This window comes from Catenuloplanes indicus (genome assembly GCF_030813715.1).
Lineage (GTDB): Bacteria > Actinomycetota > Actinomycetes > Mycobacteriales > Micromonosporaceae > Catenuloplanes > Catenuloplanes indicus.
This window is the reverse complement of sequence record NZ_JAUSUZ010000001.1, coordinates 5,511,362-5,531,307: the sequence shown is the minus strand read 5'-3', so window position 1 is coordinate 5,531,307 and position 19,946 is coordinate 5,511,362. Positions and strand designations below refer to the sequence as shown.

The window sequence follows — 19,946 nt, the reverse complement described above, 5'->3', positions numbered from 1 at the left end:
CGTCAGGCGACGTGGGCGAGGTAGCGGTTCAGCGTCTCGGCCAGCACCTCGGCGCCGGGGCGGGCCCAGACGTCCGCGTGGAAGACCTCGACCTCGACCGGCCCGGTGTAGCCGGCCGCGTCCACCGCCTCACGAAAGCGCCGCAGCTCGATCACGCCCTGGCCGGGCAGGCCCCGGCCGAGCAGCACGCCCTCGGGCAGCGGCGTGATCCAGTCCGCGGCCTGGAACGCCGAGATCCGGCCCTCGGCGCCGGCCCGGGCGATCTGTTCCCAGACCTCCGGGTCCCACCAGACGTGGTACGTGTCGACGCACACGCCGACCGACTCGGCGGGGTACGGCCGGGCCAGATCGAGCGCCTGGCCGAGCGTGGAGACCACGCACCGGTCGGAGGCGAACATCGGGTGCAGCGGCTCGATCGCCAGCTGCACGCCCGCGGCCCGCGCGTGCGGGACCAGCTCGCCGATCGCGTCGCCGACGTGCCGCCGGGCCGCGTCCACGTCCCGGGAGCCGTCCGGCAGGCCGCCGGAGACCAGCACCAGGATCGGCGCGCCGAGCGTGTGTGCCTCGTCGATCGCGCGCCGGTTCTCGTCGAACCAGCCCGGCTCCTGGAAGAAGCCGCCGCGGCAGAGCGTCGTGATCGGCAGGCCCAGGTCGCGGGCGAGCGCGGCCACCTTCTCCACGCCGTGGGCCTGGGTCTCCTCCCGCCACAGGCCCACGCCCCCGATGCCGGCCGCGGCGGCGCCGGCCAGCAGCTCGTCGACCGGCCAGTGCTTGGTGGTGGCCGCGTTGAGCGAGAACCGTGCCGTGCTCACGACAGCTCCGGGATCTCGACCCGCCGGCCCTCGCGCGCCGACCGCAGTCCCAGCTCGGCCAGCTGCACGCCGCGCGCGCCGGCCCACAGGTCCCAGGTGTACGGCGTGTCCTCCACGACGTGCCGCAGGAACAGCTCCCACTGCGCCTTGAAGCCGTTGTCGAACTCCGCGTTGTCCGGCACCACCTGCCACTGCGAGCGGAAGTCCTCGGTGGCCGGCAGGTCCGGGTTCCACACCGGCTTGGGCGTGGCGGCCCGGTGCTGGATCCGGCAGTTGCGCAGCCCGGCGACCGCGCTGCCCTCGGTGCCGTCCACCTGGAACTCGACCAGCTCGTCGCGGTAGACCCGGACCGCCCAGGACGAGTTGATCTGCGCGATCACGCCGCCGGCCAGCTCGAAGATGCCGTACGCCGCGTCGTCCGCGGTCGCGTCGTAGGCGGTGCCGGACTCGTCCCAGCGGGCCGGCAGGTGCGTGGCGATGCGCGCGGTGACGGCCTTGACCTCGCCGAAGATCTGCTCCAGCACGTAGTGCCAGTGCGGGAACATGTCGACCACGATGCCGCCGCCGTCCTGCGACCGGTAGTTCCAGGACGGACGCTGCGCGGTCTGCCAGTCGCCCTCGAACACCCAGTAGCCGAACTCGCCGCGGATCGACAGGATCCGCCCGAAGAAACCGCCGTCTACCAGCCGCTTCAGCTTGAGCATGCCGGGCAGGAAGAGCTTGTCCTGGACCACGCCGTGCTTGATCCCGGCCGTGTCCGCGAGCCGGGCCAGGTCGACCGCGCCGGCCAGGTCCTCCGCGGTCGGCTTCTCGGTGTAGACGTGCTTGCCGGCGTCGATCGCCAGCCGGAGCGCCTTCTCCCGCTGCGCCGTGACCTGGGCGTCGAAGTAGATGTCCACGTCCGGCCGGGCCAGCGCGGCGGCCAGGTCGGTGGTCCAGTCGGTGAGCCCGTGCCGGTCGGCGATCTCGCGCAGTTTCGCCTCGCTGCGGCCGACCAGGACCAGCTCCGGGTAGAGGCGGTCACCGTCGGCCAGCGGAAGTCCGCCCTGCTCGCGGAGCGCCAGCAGCGACCGGACCAGATGCTGCCGATAGCCCATCCGGCCGGTCACGCCGTTGAGCACGATGCCGATCGTCCTTCGCGCCATGGTGCGGTCCCTCCAGGCTCCCCAGGTAAGCGCTTTCCTGCGCACAGTAGCGGCGGCCGCAGCAGGCGGGCAAGCCTTTCCGGAAACCCCGGCGTCCGGCGGAGTCGATATCCTGCCTCCGCAGCTTCTGACGAAGGGACGGTCGTCCATGGCGACGTTGGCCGAGGTCGCGAAGCGGGCCGGAGTCTCGCCCGCGACGGCCTCACGAATCATCAACGGCAGTCCCAAGCCGGTCACCGAGGCGCTGCGCGAGCGGGTGCTGGCGGCGGTCGAGGAGCTGCAGTACGTGCCGAACGCGCACGCGCAGTCGCTGGCCCGGGCGAACCGCAGCGCGATCGGCGTGATCGTGCACGACGTCTCCGACCCGTACTTCGCGGAGATCACCCGGGGCCTGCAGCGCGTCGCGACCGAGCACGGCCGGCTCGTGATCATCTGCAACAGCTACCGCGACCCGGCCCGCGAGCTGGAGTACGTCGAGCTGCTGCGCGCACACCAGGTGGCCGCGCTGGTGCTGGCCGGCTCCGGCTACCACGACGAGGACTTCACCGCGGCGCTGGCCGGCAAGCTCCAGGTCTACGAGAAGGGCGGCGGCCGGGTCGCGGTGATCGGCCGCCACCAGCACGCCGGCGACGCCGTGGTGCCGGACAACGAGATGGGCGGCTACCTGATCGGCGTGGAGCTCCTCGCGCTGGGCCACGAGCGGATCGGCGTGATCGCCGGGCCGAAGCTGCTCACCACGACCACGGACCGGCTCTCCGGACTGCGCCGCGCGGCCGCCGAGCACGGGCGGGAGCTGTCACACGTGGCGTACGCGGACTTCGACCGGGACAGCGGGGCCGAGGCCGCGGCCGCACTGCTGGACGCGGAGCCGGGGCTGACCGCGATCGCGGCGCTCAACGACTCGATGGCGATCGGCGCGCTGGCGCTGCTGCGCAGCCGCGGCGTGGACGTGCCGGGGCAGGTCAGCGTGACCGGGTTCGACGACATGCCGGTCGCGCGCGACGTCACGCCGGCGCTGACCACGGTGCGGCTGCCGCTGGCCGAGATGGGCGCGCGGGCGATGACGCTGGCGCTGGACGGCACCGGCGAGCCGGGCAACCGGATCGAGGAGGTAGGCGCGGAGCTGATCCGCCGGGACAGCGCCGGGCCGGTCCGCGTGTCGTAGCTGGACAGGTGGTCGAACATGTGTTCGAATACTGGTCATGCGCTGGGCGAACCTGTCGGCTCCCCCCGACGACGGTTTCCTTCAGGAGCCATCCCTGAAGGCGGCGCCGGCGGCACCACCCCTGCCGCTGGCGCTGCCCAGCGCCGTCGTCCGGACGTTCGACACGCCCGGTTTCGCCGGCATGACGTTCTACGAGGTGCGGGCGAAGAGCATCATCAACCGCGTCCCGGGTACGTCGCAGGTGCCGTTCGAGTGGACGATCAACCCCTATCGGGGCTGCTCACACGCATGCACCTACTGCTTCGCGCGGAACACGCACACCTACCTCGACCTGGACGCCGGTCACGACTTCGACTCGCGCGTGGTGGTCAAGGTCAACGCCGGTGAGCTGGCGCGGCGCGAGCTGGCGGCGCCGCGCTGGCGGGGCGCGCACATCGCGATGGGCACCAACGTCGACTGCTACCAGCGCGCCGAGGGCCGCTACCGGCTGATGCCGGAGATCATCGCGGCGCTGCGCGACTTCGCGAACCCGTTCTCCATCCTGACCAAGGGCACGCTGATCCTGCGTGACCTGCCGCTGCTGCGCGAGGCCGCGTCGGTAACCCGGGTCGGCATCTCGATGTCCGTCGGGCTCGTCGACGAGGGCGTGTGGCGGTCCGCCGAGCCGGGCGCACCCAGCCCGCGCCGCCGGCTGGACGCGGTCAGGGCGCTGACCGACGCGGGTTTCGCGGTGAGCGTGCTGATGGCGCCGATCCTGCCCGGCCTGACCGACACGGCCGCGTCGATCGACGAGACCGTGGCCGCGATCGCGGGCAGCGGCGCGGTGAGCGTGACGCCGCTGCCACTGCACCTGCGTCCCGGCGCCCGGGAGTGGTACGCGCGGTGGATCGGCCGGCACCACCCGCAACTGGTGCCGCGCTACCGCGAGCTGTACCGCACCGGGTCGTACGCGCCGAAGGCGTACCAGCGCGAGGTGGCGGCGCTGGTCCGGGCCGCGGCGCGGCGACACGGGCTGGACCGGGCCGCACCGGCCGTGAATCGCGCGGTCCCGGCCCCGCCCGCCACGCCGGAGCCGGAGCAGCTGACCCTCCTCTGAGTAGAGTCGAGGGGTGAGCGATCCGAGAGAGATCCTGGCCGGTACGTCCACGATCGTGGTGGTCGGCGCGTCCCGTGACCCGGGCAAGTCAGCGCACAGCGTCCCGCTGCAGATGATGCGGCACGGCTGGCGGATCATCCCGGTCAACCCGTTCGTCGACCAGATCTTCGGCGTGCGGGCCTATCCCAGCCTGGCCGACGTGCCCGAGCCGCTGGACATGGTGAACGTATTCCGGCCGTCCGCGGACGCGCTGGACGTGGTCAAGGCCGCGGTCGAGATCGGCGCCCGGTCGATCTGGCTGCAGCAGGACATCGTCAACGCGGAGGCACGCCGGCTGGCCGAGGCAGCCGGTATCCCGTACGTGGAGGACCGCTGCCTCGCGGTGGAACGCGCGCTGGGCCGGTTGTCCCGGGTGAGCGGCTGAGGGCCGGACGACCGGCAGCGGACCGCCACGATCGCGGCGGTGCTGTCCGCGGGAGGCGCCGCACGGGCCGTTCGCCGCGGCGTACCGGCCGGTGGTCTTCTCGATCTTCGCCCGGTCGGCCCGGCAGCCGATCCTGCGCACGTTCCGCGAGGCGCTGGCGCACCGGATCTAGACTGCGGCCGTGTCCACAGTGCTCCGCATCGCAGTGGCGCTCGCCGTGCTCGCGGCCGGCGCGTCGACCGGCTGGGCCGTGCGGGACGGCGCGGACCTCTCCGCGCTCGGCTCGGCCGGCGCGCTGCTGTTCCTCGGCGTGGCCTGGCTGCTGCGGCAACGGGACCGAAACCGGCCGATGCGCTGGCTGCCCGCGATCCGGCTGCCCGGCGGCGGGACCGGGCCCGGCCTGGTCGCGCCGCGGTCCCGGCCGGAGACCGTCTGGTTCCTGGTGATGAACGCCGCGTTCGTGGTCTGGGCGGGCGGCGTCGCCGGGTGGCTGGCCCGGCCCGGCGACCTGCTCGCGCTCGCGTTCACCGCGGTGGCCACGGCCGCAGGGCTGTGGGGGGCGCACCAGCTGTACGGGCACCTGCTGATGCTGCACCGGATCGCGATCGTCGAGGCCGGGGTGCTGCGCCAGGGCCGGCTGATCCGGTGGGCGGAGATCGAGTCGGTGCGGCTGGCCAGCCCGGATGACCCGGACGAGGAGGGCGACGTGGAGCTGCGGACCGGCGGCCGGCTGCTGAACCTCACGCCGCCCGGCTCGATGATCGACCCGAGGGAACTGCGGCTGGCCGTGGCGACCTACCTGCGCGCGCCGGAGCGCCGGGCCGAGCTGAACTCACCCGTCGACCCGCGCGGCGAGATCGTCCACCCGCCCGACCCCCGGCTCGGCCGGCATCCGCGCCGCGAGACCGTCGAGGGTGGTCCGGAGGCCTAGCTCGAACAGCGCGTCCAGGTCCAGGTCGAACCCGTCGGCGGTGACCACGGCCATCATCCTGGACCACACCGGGTGGCGGTCGCCGGTCATCAGCGCGGCCATCGCCGGTGAGGTGCGCGCGACCCACTCCTCGCCGGAGATGCCGCTGGCGGACTGCGCCTGCGCCTCCCGCTCCAGCTGCATGGCGAGGCTCTGCACCTGCGTGTAGATCAGGATCGAGTGGTTGAGCATCTCCTCCGGCGTCAGCCCGTGACCGTCCAGCGCGCGCAGGATCTGCTCGTCGTGGGTCAGCAGGTTCGGCAGCGGCAGCGGTCGGAACAGCGAGTCGACGTGCGGCAGCCAGGGATGCCGGCGGTACAGCGTCCACAGCGCGCGGGCGGCGCGCTCGATCCGGGGCCGCCACGCCAGCGGCTCCTCGCCCTCCGGGTAGCCGATCTCGCCGTAGGCCGCGTCCGCCATCAGCGCGATCAGTTCGTCCTTGTCGGCGACGTGCCGGTACGCCGACATGGTGGCCGTGCCGAGCCGGGCCCCGATCGCGCGCATGGACAGCGCGTCCAGCCCCTCCGCGTCGGCGATCTCGATCGCGGTGCGCACCAGCCGGTCGCGGGTCAGGTCGCGCGGCACGCCGCGGACCGGCGCGTCACCGGCCAGGTTCGCGACGATCGTGCCGGACCGCGGCGCGGTGCGGACCAGGCCGAGGTGCCGCAGCGTGGTGAGCGCCTTCGTGGCGGTGGCCATCGCCACGCCCCACTCCCGCGCGATCCGGCGGGTGGACGGCACTCGGTCGCCGGGCGCCAGCTCACCGTCCCGGATGCGGCGGCTCAGCTCGGTGACGATGCGCTGGAACGGCGGCTCCTCGACCATGGCAACCCCTTTCTGCACTAGTGCACATACTAGCTGCGCTATGGCACATTCGCACTGTTCAGAGCCTGTATGTACGTCGTACAGTCAGATGCGTACACAGTATTCCTGAACAACGGAGGACCTCACCATGACCACCGTGCTGATCTCCGGTGCCAGCGTCGCCGGGCCCGCGCTGGCGTTGAACCTGCGCGCCCGCGGCTTCGACGTGACCGTCGTCGAGCGCGCGCCCGGGCTGCGCCCCGGCGGGCAGGCGCTGGACGTCCGCGGCGTCGCACTCGACGTCGCGGACCGGATGGGGCTGCTCGGCGAGCTGCGCGGCATGCGCACCCGCATGCGCGGCATGTCGATGCTGGACGCGGACGGCGTCGAGCTGATGCGCTCCGAGGAGTACGCGGCCAGCAGCGGCCGGCTGGACAGCCCGGACGTCGAGGTGCTGCGTGAGGACCTGACCGGGCTGCTGCACCGGCACGCGGCCGCGGCCGGGGTCACGCACGTCTTCGGCGACACGGTCACCGCGCTGCAGGAGACGGACGCGGGCGTACGGGTGGAGTTCCAGCACGCCGCGCCGCGCACGGTCGACCTGGTGGTAGGCGCGGACGGGCTGCGCTCGGCCACCCGCCGACTGGTGTTCGGGCCGGACGACGCGTTCCTGCACCACCTCGGCATCTACGTGGCGGTCTGGACGATGGAGAACATCCTGAAGCTGACCGACTGGCAGGTGTGGATCCAGGCGCCGGGCGTCGGCGGCGGCATCTACCCGGCGCGGGACAACACGGAGATCCGGGTCAACCTGGGCTTCGAGTCCGGGCCGATCGACGGCCTGCACCGCGACCGGGCCGCGCAGCGGGCCGAGCTGGCCGCCCGGTTCGCCGGGCTCGGCTGGGAGTTCCCGCGGCTGATCGAGGGCGCGCGGACCGCGCCGGACTTCTACTGCGACGCGATGGCGCAGGTGCGGATGAACAGCTGGTCGCGTGGCCGGGTCACGCTGCTCGGCGACGCGGCGTTCTGCCCGTCGCCGCTCTCCGGGCAGGGCACCAGCCTGGCGCTGGCCGGCGCGTGGGTGCTGGCCGAGGAACTGAGCCGGTCCGCCGTGCCGGACGCGCTGGCCGCGTACGAGACGCGCATGCGCCCGTTCGTCCGGCTGAACCAGGAGCTGGTGCGCAACGAGCCGGGCAGCCCGGAGTCGGCGGCGGCGATCGAGGAGGCGAAGTTCGCGCTCACGCTCTGAGCACCCGGGACGGGCCGGGCCCGTCCCGGGTGCACGTAGTCAGCGGTTGTACTGCGACTCGCGGACGCTGTTGCCGCCGTCCACCACCAGCATCTGGCCGGTGATGTAGGAGGCCGCCGGTGAGCAGAGGAACGTGATCGCGGCCGCCACCTCCTCTGGCGTGCCGGGCCGGCGCATCGGCGTGTCCAGACCCTGCTTCAGCTCCGCGACCGTGGACGCGGCCGTGTAGATGGTGCCGGGCGCGACCGCGTTGACGTTCACGCCGTCCGCCACCACCTCCATCGCCAGCGCGCGGGTCAGGCCGACCACGCCCGCCTTCGCGGCCGCGTACGCCGCCTCGGTCGGCAGCGCGTTGACCGGGCCGGTGGTCGCGGCAAGATTCACGATCCGGCCCCAGCCGCGCTCGGCCATGCCGCCGACGAACGCGCGGCTGCACAGGAACGCGGTGCTCAGGTTGCGGTCGATCTCGGTGCGCCACTCCTCGTAGGTGAGCTGGGCGACCGGCCGCAGCACCTCCGGCGACGCCCGGCTGGTCAGGCCGGCGTTGTTGACCAGCACGTCCACGTCGCCGAGCGTGTCCGCGACCGCGTCGGCGAGCGCGCCGACCTCGGACTCGTCGGTCAGGTCCGCGACGAAGCCGGTGACCGACAGCTCGTCCGCGCGCTCGTGGATGCGGCGGGTGGTGGAGACGATCGCGACCTTGGCGCCCAGGTCCCGCAACCGGCGGGCGGTGGCGTAGCCGATGCCGTCCGGGCTGCCCGCGCCGGTGACGAGCGCGACGCGGCCGTCCAGGCGCAGCGTGGTCGACTCGAGCGAGGGGAGGTCGGCGGGCACTGGATCGGAGTCGGGTGTCATAGCCGAAATCCTGCCCGGTCACCGCGAACGGGGCAACGACCGGGGGCGCGGCGCCGCGAGCGCGGGCCGTCTACCCTCATGGCGTACCCGCGCCATTACGGAGATCGCGAATGACATATCCGCCGCAGCAGCCGGAGGGCTGGAGCGATCCGGCGTACCCGGCCTATCCGCCGGCCAGCCAGCCGCCGGTCTCCGGGCCCGCCATGCCCGGCTATCCCCCGGTCCCCGACCCCGCGGGAGCGTATCCGCAGCCGGCGGCCTACCCGGCGGGCAAGGACGCGGGTTACCCGTACGCGACCGGCTATCCGGTCCCCGGCTACGAGTACGGCGGCTGGGGCACGCCGCGGAAGACGAACGGCATGGCGATCGCCTCGCTGGTCGTCTCCGTCATCGGCGCGTTCTCGCTGGCCTGCTACGGCGCCGGCGCGATACCGGCCGCGATCGGGGCGATCCTCGGGCACGTGGCCCGGCGGCAGATCCGGACGAACGGCGACGACGGTGACGGCATGGCCCTGGCCGGCATCATCACCGGCTGGATCGTCACCGGGATCGGCCTGCTGATCATCGCGTTCGTCGTCGTGGTCGTCGTCTTCGCCTGGAGCACCGCCGACACGACGGACCCCGGTGGCACCGGCACCGGCGGTCCCTACTACTAGGAAGGCCTCGCCGTGACGGATCCGAAGTACGCGTACCCGCCGCAGATGCCGCCGCGGCGGCCGACCAACTCGATGGCGATCGCGGCGCTGATCATGGGTATCGCGTCGCTGTTCACCTGCCAGCTGGTCGGTATCGGCGCGATCATCTGCGGCAACCGGGCGCGCAACGAGATCCGCGGCAGCGGCGAGGAGGGCGACGGGATGGCCCTGGCCGGGATCATCCTCGGCTGGGTGTCGCTCGCGCTGGTCGTGCTGTCGCTGCTGTTCGTGGTCGGTTACTTCGTCATCTTCGGCGCGTTCATCCTCAACGCGCCCACCTCGCCGTGATCAGTTCTCCGGTGGCGTGAACGCGGAGGTCCGGGCCATCCCGGCGGCCCGGCCCTTCGCGGAGACGACCAGCGCCATCTTGCGCGACGCCTCGTCGATCATCTCGTCGCCGAGCAGCACGGCGCCGGCCCGCCCGCCCGCGTCGGACGTGGCGTACGCGTACGCGTCCAGGATCAGCTCGGCGTGGTCGTAGTCCTCCTGGGACGGCGCGTAGACCTCGTTCGCCGCCTCGATCTGGCCCGGGTGCAGCACCCATTTGCCGTCGAAGCCGAGCGCGGCCGACCGGGTGGCCGCCTCGCGGAACCCGGCCACGTCCCGGATCTGCAGGAACGGGCCGTCGATCGCCTGCAGGTCATGCGTGCGCGCGGCCATCAGCAGGCGCATCAGCACGTAGTGGTACGGGTCGCCGGGGTAGCCCGGGATCAGGCCGCCGACCGCCAGCGACCGCATGCCGATGCTGGCCATGAAGTCGGCCGGGCCGAAGATGATCGTCTCCAGCCGGGGTGACGCGCCCGCGATCGCGTCCACGTGCACCAGGCCGGCCGCGTTCTCGATCTGGGCCTCGATGCCGATCCGGCCCTCCTCCAGGCCGAGCGCGCGTTCGATCTGGCCGAGCGTCAGGTCCAGCCACCGCACGTGACTCGCGTCGCGCACCTTGGGCAGCATGACGCAGTCGAGGTGCGGGCCGGCGCCCTCTACCACGTCCACCACGTCCCGGTACGTCCACTGGGTGGTCAGGTCGTTGACCCGGACCGCGCGCGTCTTGCCGGCCCAGTCGCCCTCGGTCAGCGCGGCGACCACGTTCTTCCGCGCGTCCGCCTTGGCCAGCGGCGCCACCGCGTCCTCCAGGTCGAGGAAGACCTGGTCGGCGGGGAGACCCTGGGCCTTGCCGAGCATCTTGGTGCTCGATCCGGGTACCGCGAGGCACGAGCGGCGGGGACGGCCGGGGACGGTCATGGACACTCCTTCGAACGGCGGAACGGCCGGACTCACTGACCGGTCAACGGGCGCGGCGGGGCCTCGTCACGGACGAGGACCGGCACCTCCCGGCCGTACCGGCGAGGCAATTGATCTTCTGCTTGTGCCACCTGCCGGGTGCTGACCTCGACGCCGGTGCCGTCGTGCCGGCAGCCGACCACGCCGATCTCGATGCCGGCCGCGCGCCAGTGGCCGAGGTCGGCGACGATCCGCTCCTGCAGCGTCAGCAGCGTGCGCAGGTCGTGCCGGGCGTCGCGCACCTCCAGGCACACCTCCGCGCCCTCGGCGCGCAGGAACGCGTCGAAGTCCGCGGACGGCACCCGGTAGACGATGCCGCGCACCGCGGCCTGGTCCACCTCCAGACCGGCGAAACTGTCCGGGAACCGTGCCCGGCCGGCCGACTCGACCCGGGCCAGCACGGTCGCCAGGTCCGCCGGGGTCACCAGCATCGCGCCGGTCACCGCCTCGACCCGCTCCGGCGCCCGCCGCACACCGCACCCCTCGGTCCGCCACTCCGCCATGCGCGCCTCCGCTCGTCCCGCCGCGACCTCAGGCCTCGGCATCCGTCGATGTGGTCAGCGCTACCGTACGTCGGCCGGCTCTGGCGCCGCCGAGCACGACGACCGCCACGCCGATCACCACCAGCAGTACGCCGGGCAGCGTGGCCGCCGGGGGTGCCTGACCGAGCCAGGCCCAGGCGAGCAGCGCGGCACCCGGGACCTCCAGCAGGATCAGGATGCTGACCGTGGTCGCGGAGACCCGGCGCAGCGCGAAGTTGAACATCGAGTGCCCGAGCAGCTGCGCACCCGCGGCCAGCCCGAGGATCGCCAGCCAGGTGCTGCCCGGATAGCCACCGAGATCCACCCCCACGGTCAGGCACGCGGCCAGCAGGACCAGCGCACAGACGCCGTAGCAGACCGTGGTGTACGTGGTGGTGCTGAGCGTGCTGCGGGCCCGCTCACCGAGCGCGGTGTAGACGGCCGCGAAGACTCCACCGGCGATCGCCAGCAGGTCCCCGAGCACCGCCTCGCCGGAGACGCCCAGGTCCGCGCCGGTCGCGGCCGCCGCACCGGCCACCGCGACGCCGATGCCGGCCCAGGTCACCCACGGCAGGCGCCGGCCCTGGCCGAGCGCGATCAAGCCCTGCCAGACCGGCTGTGTGCAGACCAGCGCGGTCGCGGCCGCCACCGAGGTGAGCTTGATGCTCGGCACCCAGGCCGCGAAGTGCGCCGCCAGCGCCACTCCGGACAACACACAGAACAGCAACTGACGACGGTACGGCCCGGCGAGCGCGCGGAACTCGGCACGGCGCCGGACGATCGCCACCGGCGTGAGAACGCCCACAGCGAGCGCGTTGCGCCAGAACGCGATCGCGAGTCCGGGCGCGGCCGCGAACGCGATCAGCGGCGACGACGTGGTGATCGCGACTACCGCGACCGCAAGTGCGGAAACGGTGCCCGCACCGGGGTGTGAGCCGGGGTGTTTCGGTTGATCGGTTGAGCTCACGGTGGTTCATCCTTACACGTCGCTTCTTGCACCCATTCAGCTACGAGTGGTGAATCTTCCACGGACGGAATGTCATCGAACGGCTACGCTCTGACATCGAGCACTCGCTCTTTCATGCCGTTTGGGGAGGATTGATCAACTATGCCCGCATACCGTGCGGTGCTGTTCGACTTCTTCGGAACCCTGACCCGGGCGGTCCGCCGCGGTCCCGCCCACGCGGGCATAGCGCGCATGCTCGGCTGCGACCCGGCGACGCTGGTCGAGGTGCTCGACCGCACCTACCACGCGCGCGCCCGCGGCCTCTACGGCGACGCGGCGGACACGCTGCGCCGGGTCGCGGCCGAGGCCGGCGCACACCCCGGCGACCGTACGCTGCGCGCCGCCGTCGACGCCCGCCGCGAGGCCATCCACGCGGACACCACGCTGCGCCCGGACGCCGTGCCCACGCTGCACGCGCTGCGCCGACGCGGCCTGCGCACCGCCGTGGTCAGCGACTGCACGCACGAACTGCCCGACGTGCTGCCCCGGCTGGAGGTCCACCACCTGCTGGACGCGCGGGTGCTCTCCGTCGAGATGGGCATCTGCAAGCCCGACCCCGGCATGTTCCTGTCCGCGGCCGCGCGGGTCGGCGCGCGCCCCGAGGAGTGCCTCTACGTCGGCGACGGCGGCAGCCGCGAGCTCAGCGGCGCCGAGGCGGTCGGCATGACCGCGGTCCGGCTGCGCGCCCCTGACCTGGACGGCCACCTCACGTTCAACCCGGACACCACCTGGTCCGGCTCGGACATCACCCGGCTCTCCGACACGATCGCGCTGGTCGACCGGGTGCTCCAGCCCGCATAGAGTGTCCTTCATGGCTGCTCATCCGCTGGTCGGCGAGGCGATCCGCAAGGCATCCGTGGCGTGGGTCTCGGCCGGCGGGCAACCCGCGACCGCGCTCTGGTGCCTGCCCGTCGACGGCGCGCTGCACGTGGTCAGCGGCCCCGGCGAGCAGGCCGCCCCCGGCCTCGCGGACGCCTCCACCGCCCGGGTGACGCTGCGCGGCGACCACGGCGGCGCCGTGGTCGCCTGGGACGCCACCGTCTCCCGGCTCTCCCCCACCGACGAGCACTGGACCGAGATCGCCACCCAGCTGGCCGGCAAGCGCCTGAACGCCCCCGCCTCCACCGCGGACCTGGTGGCCCGCTGGTCCACGGAGTGCGTGATCACCCGCCTCACCCCGGCCGGCAGCACCCCCGCCACCGGCACCGCACTGCCCGCCGGCTCCCAGGCAGCCCCACCCCGCGACTCCCCCGCATCCCGCCCCGCCCGCAAGCCCTTCCGCCTCCACCGCGTCCGCGGCCGCCGTCCCTGACCCCGGCCCGCCCCGCCCCGCTGGCCCCGGCCCGGCCGCGCCGCCGTGCCCGAGTCACCCCCTGCCCGGTCCACGAACCTCCACGCCTTGCCCGGCCAGACCGCGACGCTCCACGCCACCGCCCGGCCGGTCTGCAGATACTCCACGCCCGACCCGGCCAGACCTCGATGTCCACGTCACCGCCCGGCCGGCCGGCGGCGCTCCACGCCTTGCCCGGTCAGGCCGCGGTGCCCCCACGTCACCGCCCGGCCGGCCGGCGATGATCCACGCCAGCGCCCGGTCAGGCCGCGGTGATCGTCACCCACCCGCCTTTGCTCTGCTTACATCACCAAAAGCCGCGAATCCACCGCCGCAAATCGCTCATATTCCGTATTTTCCGGCGGCATCGCGCGGCATCTCCGGATGCCGCACCGACGCGCTTTTGCTCTGCTTACCTGACCAAAAGCGGCAATTCGCCGGACCGGTAAATCGCTCCGAATCGGGCGGCATCGCGTAGGTAAGCAGAGCAAAGCGAGGTGGTCAGCCCACGAAGGGCGGGACGGCGATCTTGCCGTTGGCGATCTCGACGACGTGGCCGGCGACCGTGGCGGAGACGGCGGTGCCGGCGGCGGCGGTGACCGTGCAGTCCAGCGTGGACGGACGGTGGATCTCGGCGCCCTGATGGATCGTGTAGGCGGTGGTGCCGTCGGCGGGAAGGAGGCCGGCGCCGGTGAGCCAGACGCCCAGGCCGAGCGCGGCGGAGCCGGTCGCCGGGTCCTCGGCGACGCCGACGCCGGGTGCGAACATCCGCAGGTGCGCGGTGTGCGTGGCGGCGTTCCAGGCGAACACGGTCTGCTTCGGCACGCCGTGCCGGGCGGCGGCGGCCGCGTCCAGCGTGGCCCGGGACACCGCGTCCGGGCGTACGGCCAGGTAGAGGTGTTCCAGGCCGCAACCGGCCGGTCGTGGTGCCGGCCCGGCCAGGTCGGCGGCGGACAGGCCGGCGATCTCCAGCAGTGGCGCCGGGTCGCGGTCCGCGCCGAGCGTCGGGGTGCCGCCGGTCAGCCGGGCCTCACCGTGTGCGGTCACCTCGATCGGCAGCACGCCGGCGCCGCACTCCTGGCGGAGCGTGCCGGGGGCGGCCAGGCCGCGGCGCGTCACGGTGACCGCGGCACCCACGCTCGGGTGACCGGCGAACGGCAGCTCGGACGCGGGGGTGAAGATCCGGGCACGGTACGTCGCCTCCGGTGCCGCCGCGGACGGCGGCAGCACGAAGACCGTCTCGGACAGGTTGAACTCGCGGGCCAGCGCGGCCATCTGCGCGGTGCCGAGCAGCTCGGCATCGAAGACCACGGCGAGCGGGTTGCCGGCAAACGGGCGGTCGGTGAAGACGTCCACGATCTCGTACGGCACTGTCGTCATAGGCTGACGCTAAGGCGTTTCGATCACCGGCGCGCCGTGCGGCGCACCTTTCATTAGGCTGTGGGCGTGACGACGGCGACGCGGGTGTACCTGGCTCGGCTGGGCGGCCTTCCCGTCTTCGATCCGAACGGTGACCCGGTCGGCCGGGTCCGGGACGTGGTCGCCCGGCTGCGCACCTCGGTCCGCCCGCCTCAGGTGGTCGGCCTGGTCGCCGAGGTGCCGGTGCGCCGCCGGATCTTCCTGCCGATCAGCCGGATCACCGGCATCGACACCGACAGCGTGCTGCTCGGCACCGGCACGCTGAATCTGCGCCGGTTCGAGAAGCGGGCGAGCGAGCTGCTGATCCTGCGCGAGCTGCTGGGCCGCCCGGTGACGATCGCGCCGGAGGGCCGGCACGCGGTCGTGGTGGACGTGGCGATGGACGCGAACCGGCTGGGCGAGTGGACGCTGAGCCGGGTGGCGGTGCGGGACCAGACGATCCGGCTGGCCCGCCGCATCCACCTGGAGCAGGTCGACTGGGACGACGTACGCGGCCTGATCCCGCAGAGCGGCGCGCACGCGACCGCGACCATGCTGGCGATGCTGGAGAAGATGCGCCCGGCCGACCTGGCGAACGCGCTGCAGGATCTGCCGGACACCCGGCGTAACGAGGTCGCGGCCGCGCTGGACGACGAGCGGCTCGCGGACGTGCTCGGTGAGCTGCCCGAGCACGACCAGGTGGAGATCGTGTCCGCGCTGGACCGGGAGCGGGCGGCGCACATCCTGGAGGAGATGGATCCGGACGACGCGGCCGACCTGCTGGCCGAGCTGCCGCCGCCGGAGCAGGAGGAACTGCTGGACCTGATGGAGCCGGGCGAGGCCGACCCGGTCCGGCAGCTGATGGCGTACGGCGAGGGCACGGCCGGTGCGGTGATGACGTCCGAGCCGGTGATCATGCCGCCGGACGCCACGGTCGCGGAGGCGCTGGCCCGGATCCGGGAGCCGGAGCTGTCCCCGGCGATCGCGGCGCAGGTGTTCGTCACGCGCGGCCCGATGGCGACGCCGACCGGGAAGTACCTGGGCGTGGTGTTCTTCCAGCGGCTGCTGCGCGAGCCGCCGTCGCGGATCCTGGGCGGGGTGGTGGACAACGACATCGCGCCGCTGAGCCCGGAGAGCGCGCTGTCCGAGGTGACCCGGCGGATGGCGACGTACGACCTGGTCGCGATGCCCGTGGTGGACGAGCAGCAGCGGCTGGTCGGGGCGATCACGGTCGACGACGTGCTGGACCACTCGCTGCCGCGGGACTGGCGTGAGCGCGAGACCGGTCCGGCCCAGGGCGTGACGGGAGGCGACGGTGGCCGAGAGACGGCGTGACCGGCTCGACCAGCCGCAGGAGCCGGGGCGGATCCGGCTGCCGAAGTTCGACCCGGAGGCGTTCGGGCAGTGGTCGGAGAGCATCGCGCGGTACATGGGGACCGCGAAGTTCCTGGTCTACATGACCATCGTGATCCTGCTCTGGATCGCGTGGAACGTGCTGGCCCCGCCGTCGCTGCGGTTCGACCCGTACACGTTCACGTTCCTGACCTTGATCTTGTCGTTGCAGGCGTCCTACGCGGCGCCGCTGATCCTGCTGGCGCAGAACCGGCAGGCGGACCGGGACCGGATCGCGGCCGAGGAGGACCGGCGCCGGGCCGTGATGCAGAAGGCGGACACCGAATACCTGGCGCGTGAGATCGCGTCGCTGCGGGTCGCGCTGGGCGACGTGACCACCCGCGACTTCGTCCGGTCCGAGCTCGCCCGGCTGGCCGAGGAGCTGGACGAGCAGGCGAACCGGCGGCAGCGGCGGGCGGAGAAGGCGGCCGAGAAGGCCTACGACCGGGCGAACGACCGGGCGGCCGACAAGGCGGAGAAGAAGGCGGCGAAGCAGCGCAAGCCGGCCAAGCTGGACGAACCAATCGACGCCGACGCATATGACCCGGAGCACGTGGAACCACTCTGACGCAGGTCAGGACGGTGTTGAGCCGCGCGCCCCAAGGGGCTGGGCGCGCGGCCGACTCTGTGATCGTGACACCCCGGCCACGCACTCGTCCAGTCCGGATCCGGATAATCGGGAACAAGGACCATTTATCGGCTTATCGCACTAGAATGTCTGATTCGGTGCGTAAGCAACGTCTCGGACCGGCGGCCGGTCGGGTGCGCGTGACCGGGACGTAGCATTGGCGACATGTCTGCAGTCACCACCGTCGAAGACGCCGTCCGGGCAGCGCTGGCCACGGTCGACGATCCGGAGATCCGCCGTCCGATCACCGACCTCGGCATGGTCGGCTCGCTGGAGATCGACGGCTCCGGCCAGGTCCGGGTGGGCATCCTGCTCACCGTCTCCGGCTGTCCACTGCGGGACAAGCTGACCAGCGACATCACCACCGCGGTCGGCGCGGTGCCGGGCGTGACGTCCGTCGCGATCGACTTCGGCGTGATGAGCACCGAGCAGCGCCAGGAGCTCCAGCAGAAGCTGCGCGGCGCCGGTGGCCAGCAGCAGGCGGTCATCCCGTTCGCGCAGCCCGGCTCGCGCACCCGCGTCTACGCGGTGGCCAGCGGCAAGGGCGGTGTCGGCAAGTCCAGCGTCACGGTCAACCTGGCCGCCGCGCTCGCCGCCAAGGGCCTGAGCGTGGGCGTGATCGACGCGGACATCTACGGGCACTCGGTGCCGCGCATGCTCGGCGCGGACGGCAAGCCGACCCGCGTCGAAGACATGATCATGCCGCCGCAGGCGCACGGAGTGAAGGTCATCTCAATCGGCATGTTCACGGCCGGGAACGCGGCCGTGGTCTGGCGCGGGCCGATGCTGCACCGCGCGCTGGAGCAGTTCCTCGCCGACGTCTACTGGGGCGATCTGGACGTGCTGCTGCTCGACCTGCCGCCGGGCACCGGCGACGTGGCGATCTCGCTCGCCCAGCTGCTGCCGAACGCGGAGATCCTGGTCGTCACCACGCCGCAGACCGCGGCCGCAGAGGTGGCGGAGCGGGCCGGCGCGATCGCGCTGCAGACCCACCAGCGGCTGGTCGGCGTGGTGGAGAACATGTCCTGGCTGGAGCTGCCGACCGGCGAGCGGATGGAGATCTTCGGCTCCGGTGGCGGCGCGGCCGTGGCCGAGTCGCTGACCCGGACGGTCGGCGCGCAGGTGCCGCTGCTCGGCCAGATCCCGCTGGACACGCGCGTGCGCGAGGCCGGGGACAGTGGCGCTCCGATCGTCGTCTCCGCGCCGGACGCACCGGCCGCCGCCGCGCTGCAGGCCGTCGCGGCGAAGCTCGCGGTGCGCCGGGAGTCGCTGCTCGGCAAGCCGCTGGGCCTGACGCCGAGCGGCCGCTGACCTCTTCGATCACAGAAAAAGCACCGGCGGGTACGTACCCGCCGGTGCTTTTTCTGTGGTCCTTGTTCCTAGGTGGCGTCGAGGTCGAACGCGGCCGGCTTGTTGGCCGGGGTGGCCGCCGGAACCGCGGGGGCCGGGTCGGGGCGGCGCGGGTCGACGGCGGCGGCGACGTCCTTGAGCTCGTCGTTGATGCCGGTGACGTCCTTCTTCACCGACTCGACCAGGCCCTGGATCGGGTTGCGCAGCGCGGCCTCGTCCTCCTCGCTGAGGATGTGCTTGCGGATGAAGGCCTTGGGGTGCAGATCCTCGAGCTGGATGTCGGTGCCGAGCTCACGGCTCAGGTCGCCGGTGGCGTCCCGTGCCATGTTGCGCAGGTTGCGGATCATGCGCAGGCCGTCCTGGATCACCTGCGGCAGGCGATCACCGAAGATCAGCAGCGCGAGCAGGATGAGCCCGCCGATCTCCCACCAGTTCAGGTTCTCGAACACAGTGCCTCCTACACGACCATCCCCGGCAACTGTACGCACGCGCCGGCCCCAACGGCAGGGGCCGGCGAAGGTTCATTGCGCGTCAGCGGCCAAGGTCACCGAGGCGGTCTGCGCGGTCGAGCCGCGACGGTACTCCACCGTGACGACCGAGCCGGGCGCGAACTTGCGGACCAGCGCCACCAGGTCGATGGCGTCGTTGAGCGGGTGGTGGTCGAGGCGGGTGACCACGTCACCGGCGCGCAGCCCGGCCGCGGAAGCCGGCCCGTTCGCCTGGACCGTCTCCAGCCGCACGCCGCCGGTCAGCCCGGCGGACGCGTTGCCGACCTCGGCGCCGATCACGGTGCGCCGCGCCTTGCCGGTCGCGATGATCTCCTGGCTGACGCGTTTCGCCTGGTTGATTGGGATGGCGAAGGCGATGCCGATGTTCCCGGCGGTCTGCTGGTCACCGGTCACCGACTTGATCACCGCGTTCACGCCGACCACCCGGCCGGCCGCGTCGACCAGCGGGCCGCCGGAGTTGCCCTGGTTGATCGCGGCATCGGTCTGGATCGCCGCGTAGTAGCGCACCTGCCCGCTCTGGTCGGACTGGATGGTCCGGTCCAGCGCGCTGACGATGCCCTGGGTGACCGTGTTCGCCAGCGCCAGCGGCGAGCCGAACGCCAGCAGCGGGTCGCCGACCGCGACCGCGTCGGAGTCGCCGAGGTCGACCGCGATCAGGCCCTCCTTCTCCACCTTCAGCACCGCGAGATCCGACTCCGGGTCCTGGCCGACCAGCGTGGCCGGTGTCGCGGTGCCGTCCGCGAAGACCACGGCCAGCGCGGTCCGTGCGGCGCCCTCGACCACGTGATGGTTGGTGATCACGTAGCCGTCCTGGCTGACCACGAAGCCGGAACCGACACCGCCCTGCGGGCCGCTGACCCGGATCGTGACCACGCTCGGGCTGACCCGTTCCGCCACGCCGGCCAGCGACTCCGGCGGGCGCACCGCGGCGGCCGGCGGGTCGAGCGCGCCCGCGCCGGCCGCGAGTCCACCGCCCGCGACGCCGCCGCGCACCGCCATCGCATAGCCGACCGCGCCGCCGAGCGTGCCCGCCAGCACCGCGCTGATCACGCACAGCAGCACGACGGGACGCCAGACCCGGGCGCGTGGCGCATCCGGGTCGGTGACCGGCTCGGGGTCGCCGTCACCGGGCGGTTCGGCCGGGAGCACGACGGCCGCCTGCGTGTAGGGGTTACGCCAGGGATCGGACATGGCGTCGGACCACCACGCGGAACCGGGCGGGGCCAAGGTGCCGCGATCGCCCGGCTGGGGCGGGATCCCGCCGTCGGTCACGTGGTGCCTCCGTATCTCGCCGGAACTACCCGTCCAGGATT

General features: G+C 72.8%; 22 protein-coding genes. 12 read left to right on the top strand and 10 right to left on the bottom strand.

From position 1 onward, the window contains the following. Positions 1-2: 2 nt before the first annotated feature. Together J2S42_RS25035 and J2S42_RS25030 are read right to left on the bottom strand one after the other, a co-directional pair. A complete protein-coding gene (locus J2S42_RS25035) occupies positions 3-812 on the bottom strand; it encodes a sugar phosphate isomerase/epimerase family protein (protein WP_307242855.1) in 810 nt (269 codons plus the stop codon). Further along, positions 809-1,957 carry a Gfo/Idh/MocA family protein gene (locus J2S42_RS25030; RefSeq protein WP_307242853.1) on the bottom strand — a complete coding sequence of 383 codons (1,149 nt, stop codon included), beginning with the start codon at positions 1,955-1,957 and terminating at the stop codon, positions 809-811. The genes J2S42_RS25035 and J2S42_RS25030 overlap by 4 nt, the downstream gene beginning before the upstream one ends. Positions 1,958-2,105: 148 nt before the next feature. On the opposite strand from J2S42_RS25030, the gene J2S42_RS25025 reads away from it, so the two are divergent. From J2S42_RS25025 to J2S42_RS25010, 4 genes are all read left to right on the top strand, one after another. Further along, entirely contained in the window at positions 2,106-3,122 is a 1,017-nt protein-coding gene (locus J2S42_RS25025) for a LacI family DNA-binding transcriptional regulator (protein WP_307242851.1), read from the top strand. Between the two features lie 37 nt (positions 3,123-3,159). Then, complete coding sequence (locus J2S42_RS25020; protein WP_307242849.1) at positions 3,160-4,218, top strand: Rv2578c family radical SAM protein; 1,059 nt, start codon at positions 3,160-3,162, stop codon at positions 4,216-4,218. 13 nt (positions 4,219-4,231) lie between these two features. Next, positions 4,232-4,642, top strand: coding sequence for a CoA-binding protein (locus J2S42_RS25015; protein WP_307242847.1), 411 nt, complete (start codon positions 4,232-4,234; stop codon positions 4,640-4,642). A 181-nt stretch (positions 4,643-4,823) separates the two neighbouring features. Further along, complete coding sequence (locus J2S42_RS25010) at positions 4,824-5,573, top strand: hypothetical protein (RefSeq protein WP_307242845.1); 750 nt, start codon at positions 4,824-4,826, stop codon at positions 5,571-5,573. Here the strand turns inward: J2S42_RS25010 and J2S42_RS25005 are convergent. Continuing rightward, entirely contained in the window at positions 5,475-6,455 is a 981-nt protein-coding gene (locus J2S42_RS25005) for a TetR/AcrR family transcriptional regulator C-terminal domain-containing protein (protein ID WP_307242844.1), read from the bottom strand. The genes J2S42_RS25010 and J2S42_RS25005 overlap by 99 nt on opposite strands. 109 nt (positions 6,456-6,564) lie before the next feature. Between J2S42_RS25005 and J2S42_RS25000 the strand changes: the two genes are divergently transcribed. Further along, positions 6,565-7,665 (top strand): FAD-dependent monooxygenase, encoded by a 1,101-nt coding sequence (locus J2S42_RS25000; RefSeq protein WP_307242842.1) that lies wholly within the window; start codon positions 6,565-6,567, stop codon positions 7,663-7,665. A 39-nt stretch (positions 7,666-7,704) separates the two neighbouring features. Here the strand turns inward: J2S42_RS25000 and J2S42_RS24995 are convergent, their stop codons facing one another. Further along, positions 7,705-8,520, bottom strand: coding sequence for an SDR family NAD(P)-dependent oxidoreductase (locus J2S42_RS24995; protein WP_307242840.1), 816 nt, complete (start codon positions 8,518-8,520; stop codon positions 7,705-7,707). Positions 8,521-8,630: 110 nt separating this feature from the next. Between J2S42_RS24995 and J2S42_RS24990 the strand changes: the two genes are divergently transcribed. Continuing rightward, positions 8,631-9,176: a DUF4190 domain-containing protein gene (locus tag J2S42_RS24990; RefSeq protein ID WP_307242838.1), complete on the top strand. Its 546-nt coding sequence runs from the start codon at positions 8,631-8,633 to the stop codon at positions 9,174-9,176. Positions 9,177-9,188: 12 nt separating this feature from the next. After that, entirely contained in the window at positions 9,189-9,503 is a 315-nt protein-coding gene (locus J2S42_RS24985; protein ID WP_307242836.1) for a DUF4190 domain-containing protein, read from the top strand. Here J2S42_RS24985 and J2S42_RS24980 read toward each other — a convergent pair whose 3' ends face one another. Genes J2S42_RS24980 through J2S42_RS24970 form a run of 3 tightly spaced genes read right to left on the bottom strand, consistent with a single transcriptional unit; the run spans position 9,504 to position 11,987 of the window. Then, positions 9,504-10,460: an HpcH/HpaI aldolase/citrate lyase family protein gene (locus tag J2S42_RS24980; protein WP_307242834.1), complete on the bottom strand. Its 957-nt coding sequence runs from the start codon at positions 10,458-10,460 to the stop codon at positions 9,504-9,506. It abuts the gene before it with no gap. A 32-nt stretch (positions 10,461-10,492) separates the two neighbouring features. Continuing rightward, entirely contained in the window at positions 10,493-11,002 is a 510-nt protein-coding gene (locus J2S42_RS24975; RefSeq protein ID WP_307242832.1) for a hypothetical protein, read from the bottom strand. Between the two features lie 28 nt (positions 11,003-11,030). Beyond that, complete coding sequence (locus tag J2S42_RS24970) at positions 11,031-11,987, bottom strand: DMT family transporter (protein WP_307242830.1); 957 nt, start codon at positions 11,985-11,987, stop codon at positions 11,031-11,033. Between the two features lie 141 nt (positions 11,988-12,128). Between J2S42_RS24970 and J2S42_RS24965 the strand changes: the two genes are divergently transcribed. Continuing rightward, positions 12,129-12,827 (top strand): HAD family hydrolase, encoded by a 699-nt coding sequence (locus J2S42_RS24965; protein WP_307242829.1) that lies wholly within the window; start codon positions 12,129-12,131, stop codon positions 12,825-12,827. 10 nt (positions 12,828-12,837) lie between these two features. Beyond that, on the top strand, positions 12,838-13,338 hold the full coding sequence (locus J2S42_RS24960; RefSeq protein ID WP_307242827.1) for a hypothetical protein: 501 nt from the start codon (positions 12,838-12,840) through the stop codon (positions 13,336-13,338). A 519-nt stretch (positions 13,339-13,857) separates the two neighbouring features. On the opposite strand, the gene J2S42_RS24955 is transcribed toward J2S42_RS24960, so the two are convergent. Further along, positions 13,858-14,736, bottom strand: a complete 879-nt coding sequence (locus J2S42_RS24955) for a PhzF family phenazine biosynthesis protein (RefSeq protein ID WP_307242826.1) — start codon at positions 14,734-14,736, stop codon at positions 13,858-13,860. 66 nt (positions 14,737-14,802) lie between these two features. On the opposite strand from J2S42_RS24955, the gene J2S42_RS24950 reads away from it, so the two are divergent. The 3 genes from J2S42_RS24950 (at position 14,803) to J2S42_RS24940 (ending at position 18,085) form a co-directional block, all read left to right on the top strand. Further along, positions 14,803-16,089, top strand: a complete 1,287-nt coding sequence (locus J2S42_RS24950; protein ID WP_307242824.1) for a magnesium transporter MgtE N-terminal domain-containing protein — start codon at positions 14,803-14,805, stop codon at positions 16,087-16,089. Next, on the top strand, positions 16,070-16,714 hold the full coding sequence (locus tag J2S42_RS24945) for a DUF1003 domain-containing protein (protein ID WP_307242822.1): 645 nt from the start codon (positions 16,070-16,072) through the stop codon (positions 16,712-16,714). The genes J2S42_RS24950 and J2S42_RS24945 overlap by 20 nt, the downstream gene beginning before the upstream one ends. Before the next feature lie 225 nt (positions 16,715-16,939). Then, positions 16,940-18,085, top strand: coding sequence for an Mrp/NBP35 family ATP-binding protein (locus tag J2S42_RS24940; protein ID WP_307242819.1), 1,146 nt, complete (start codon positions 16,940-16,942; stop codon positions 18,083-18,085). 68 nt (positions 18,086-18,153) lie between these two features. On the opposite strand, the gene J2S42_RS24935 is transcribed toward J2S42_RS24940, so the two are convergent. Continuing rightward, on the bottom strand, positions 18,154-18,573 hold the full coding sequence (locus J2S42_RS24935) for a twin-arginine translocase TatA/TatE family subunit (protein WP_307242817.1): 420 nt from the start codon (positions 18,571-18,573) through the stop codon (positions 18,154-18,156). 72 nt (positions 18,574-18,645) lie between these two features. Then, a complete protein-coding gene (locus J2S42_RS24930; RefSeq protein ID WP_370879245.1) occupies positions 18,646-19,905 on the bottom strand; it encodes a S1C family serine protease in 1,260 nt (419 codons plus the stop codon). Positions 19,906-19,946 lie beyond the last annotated feature (41 nt).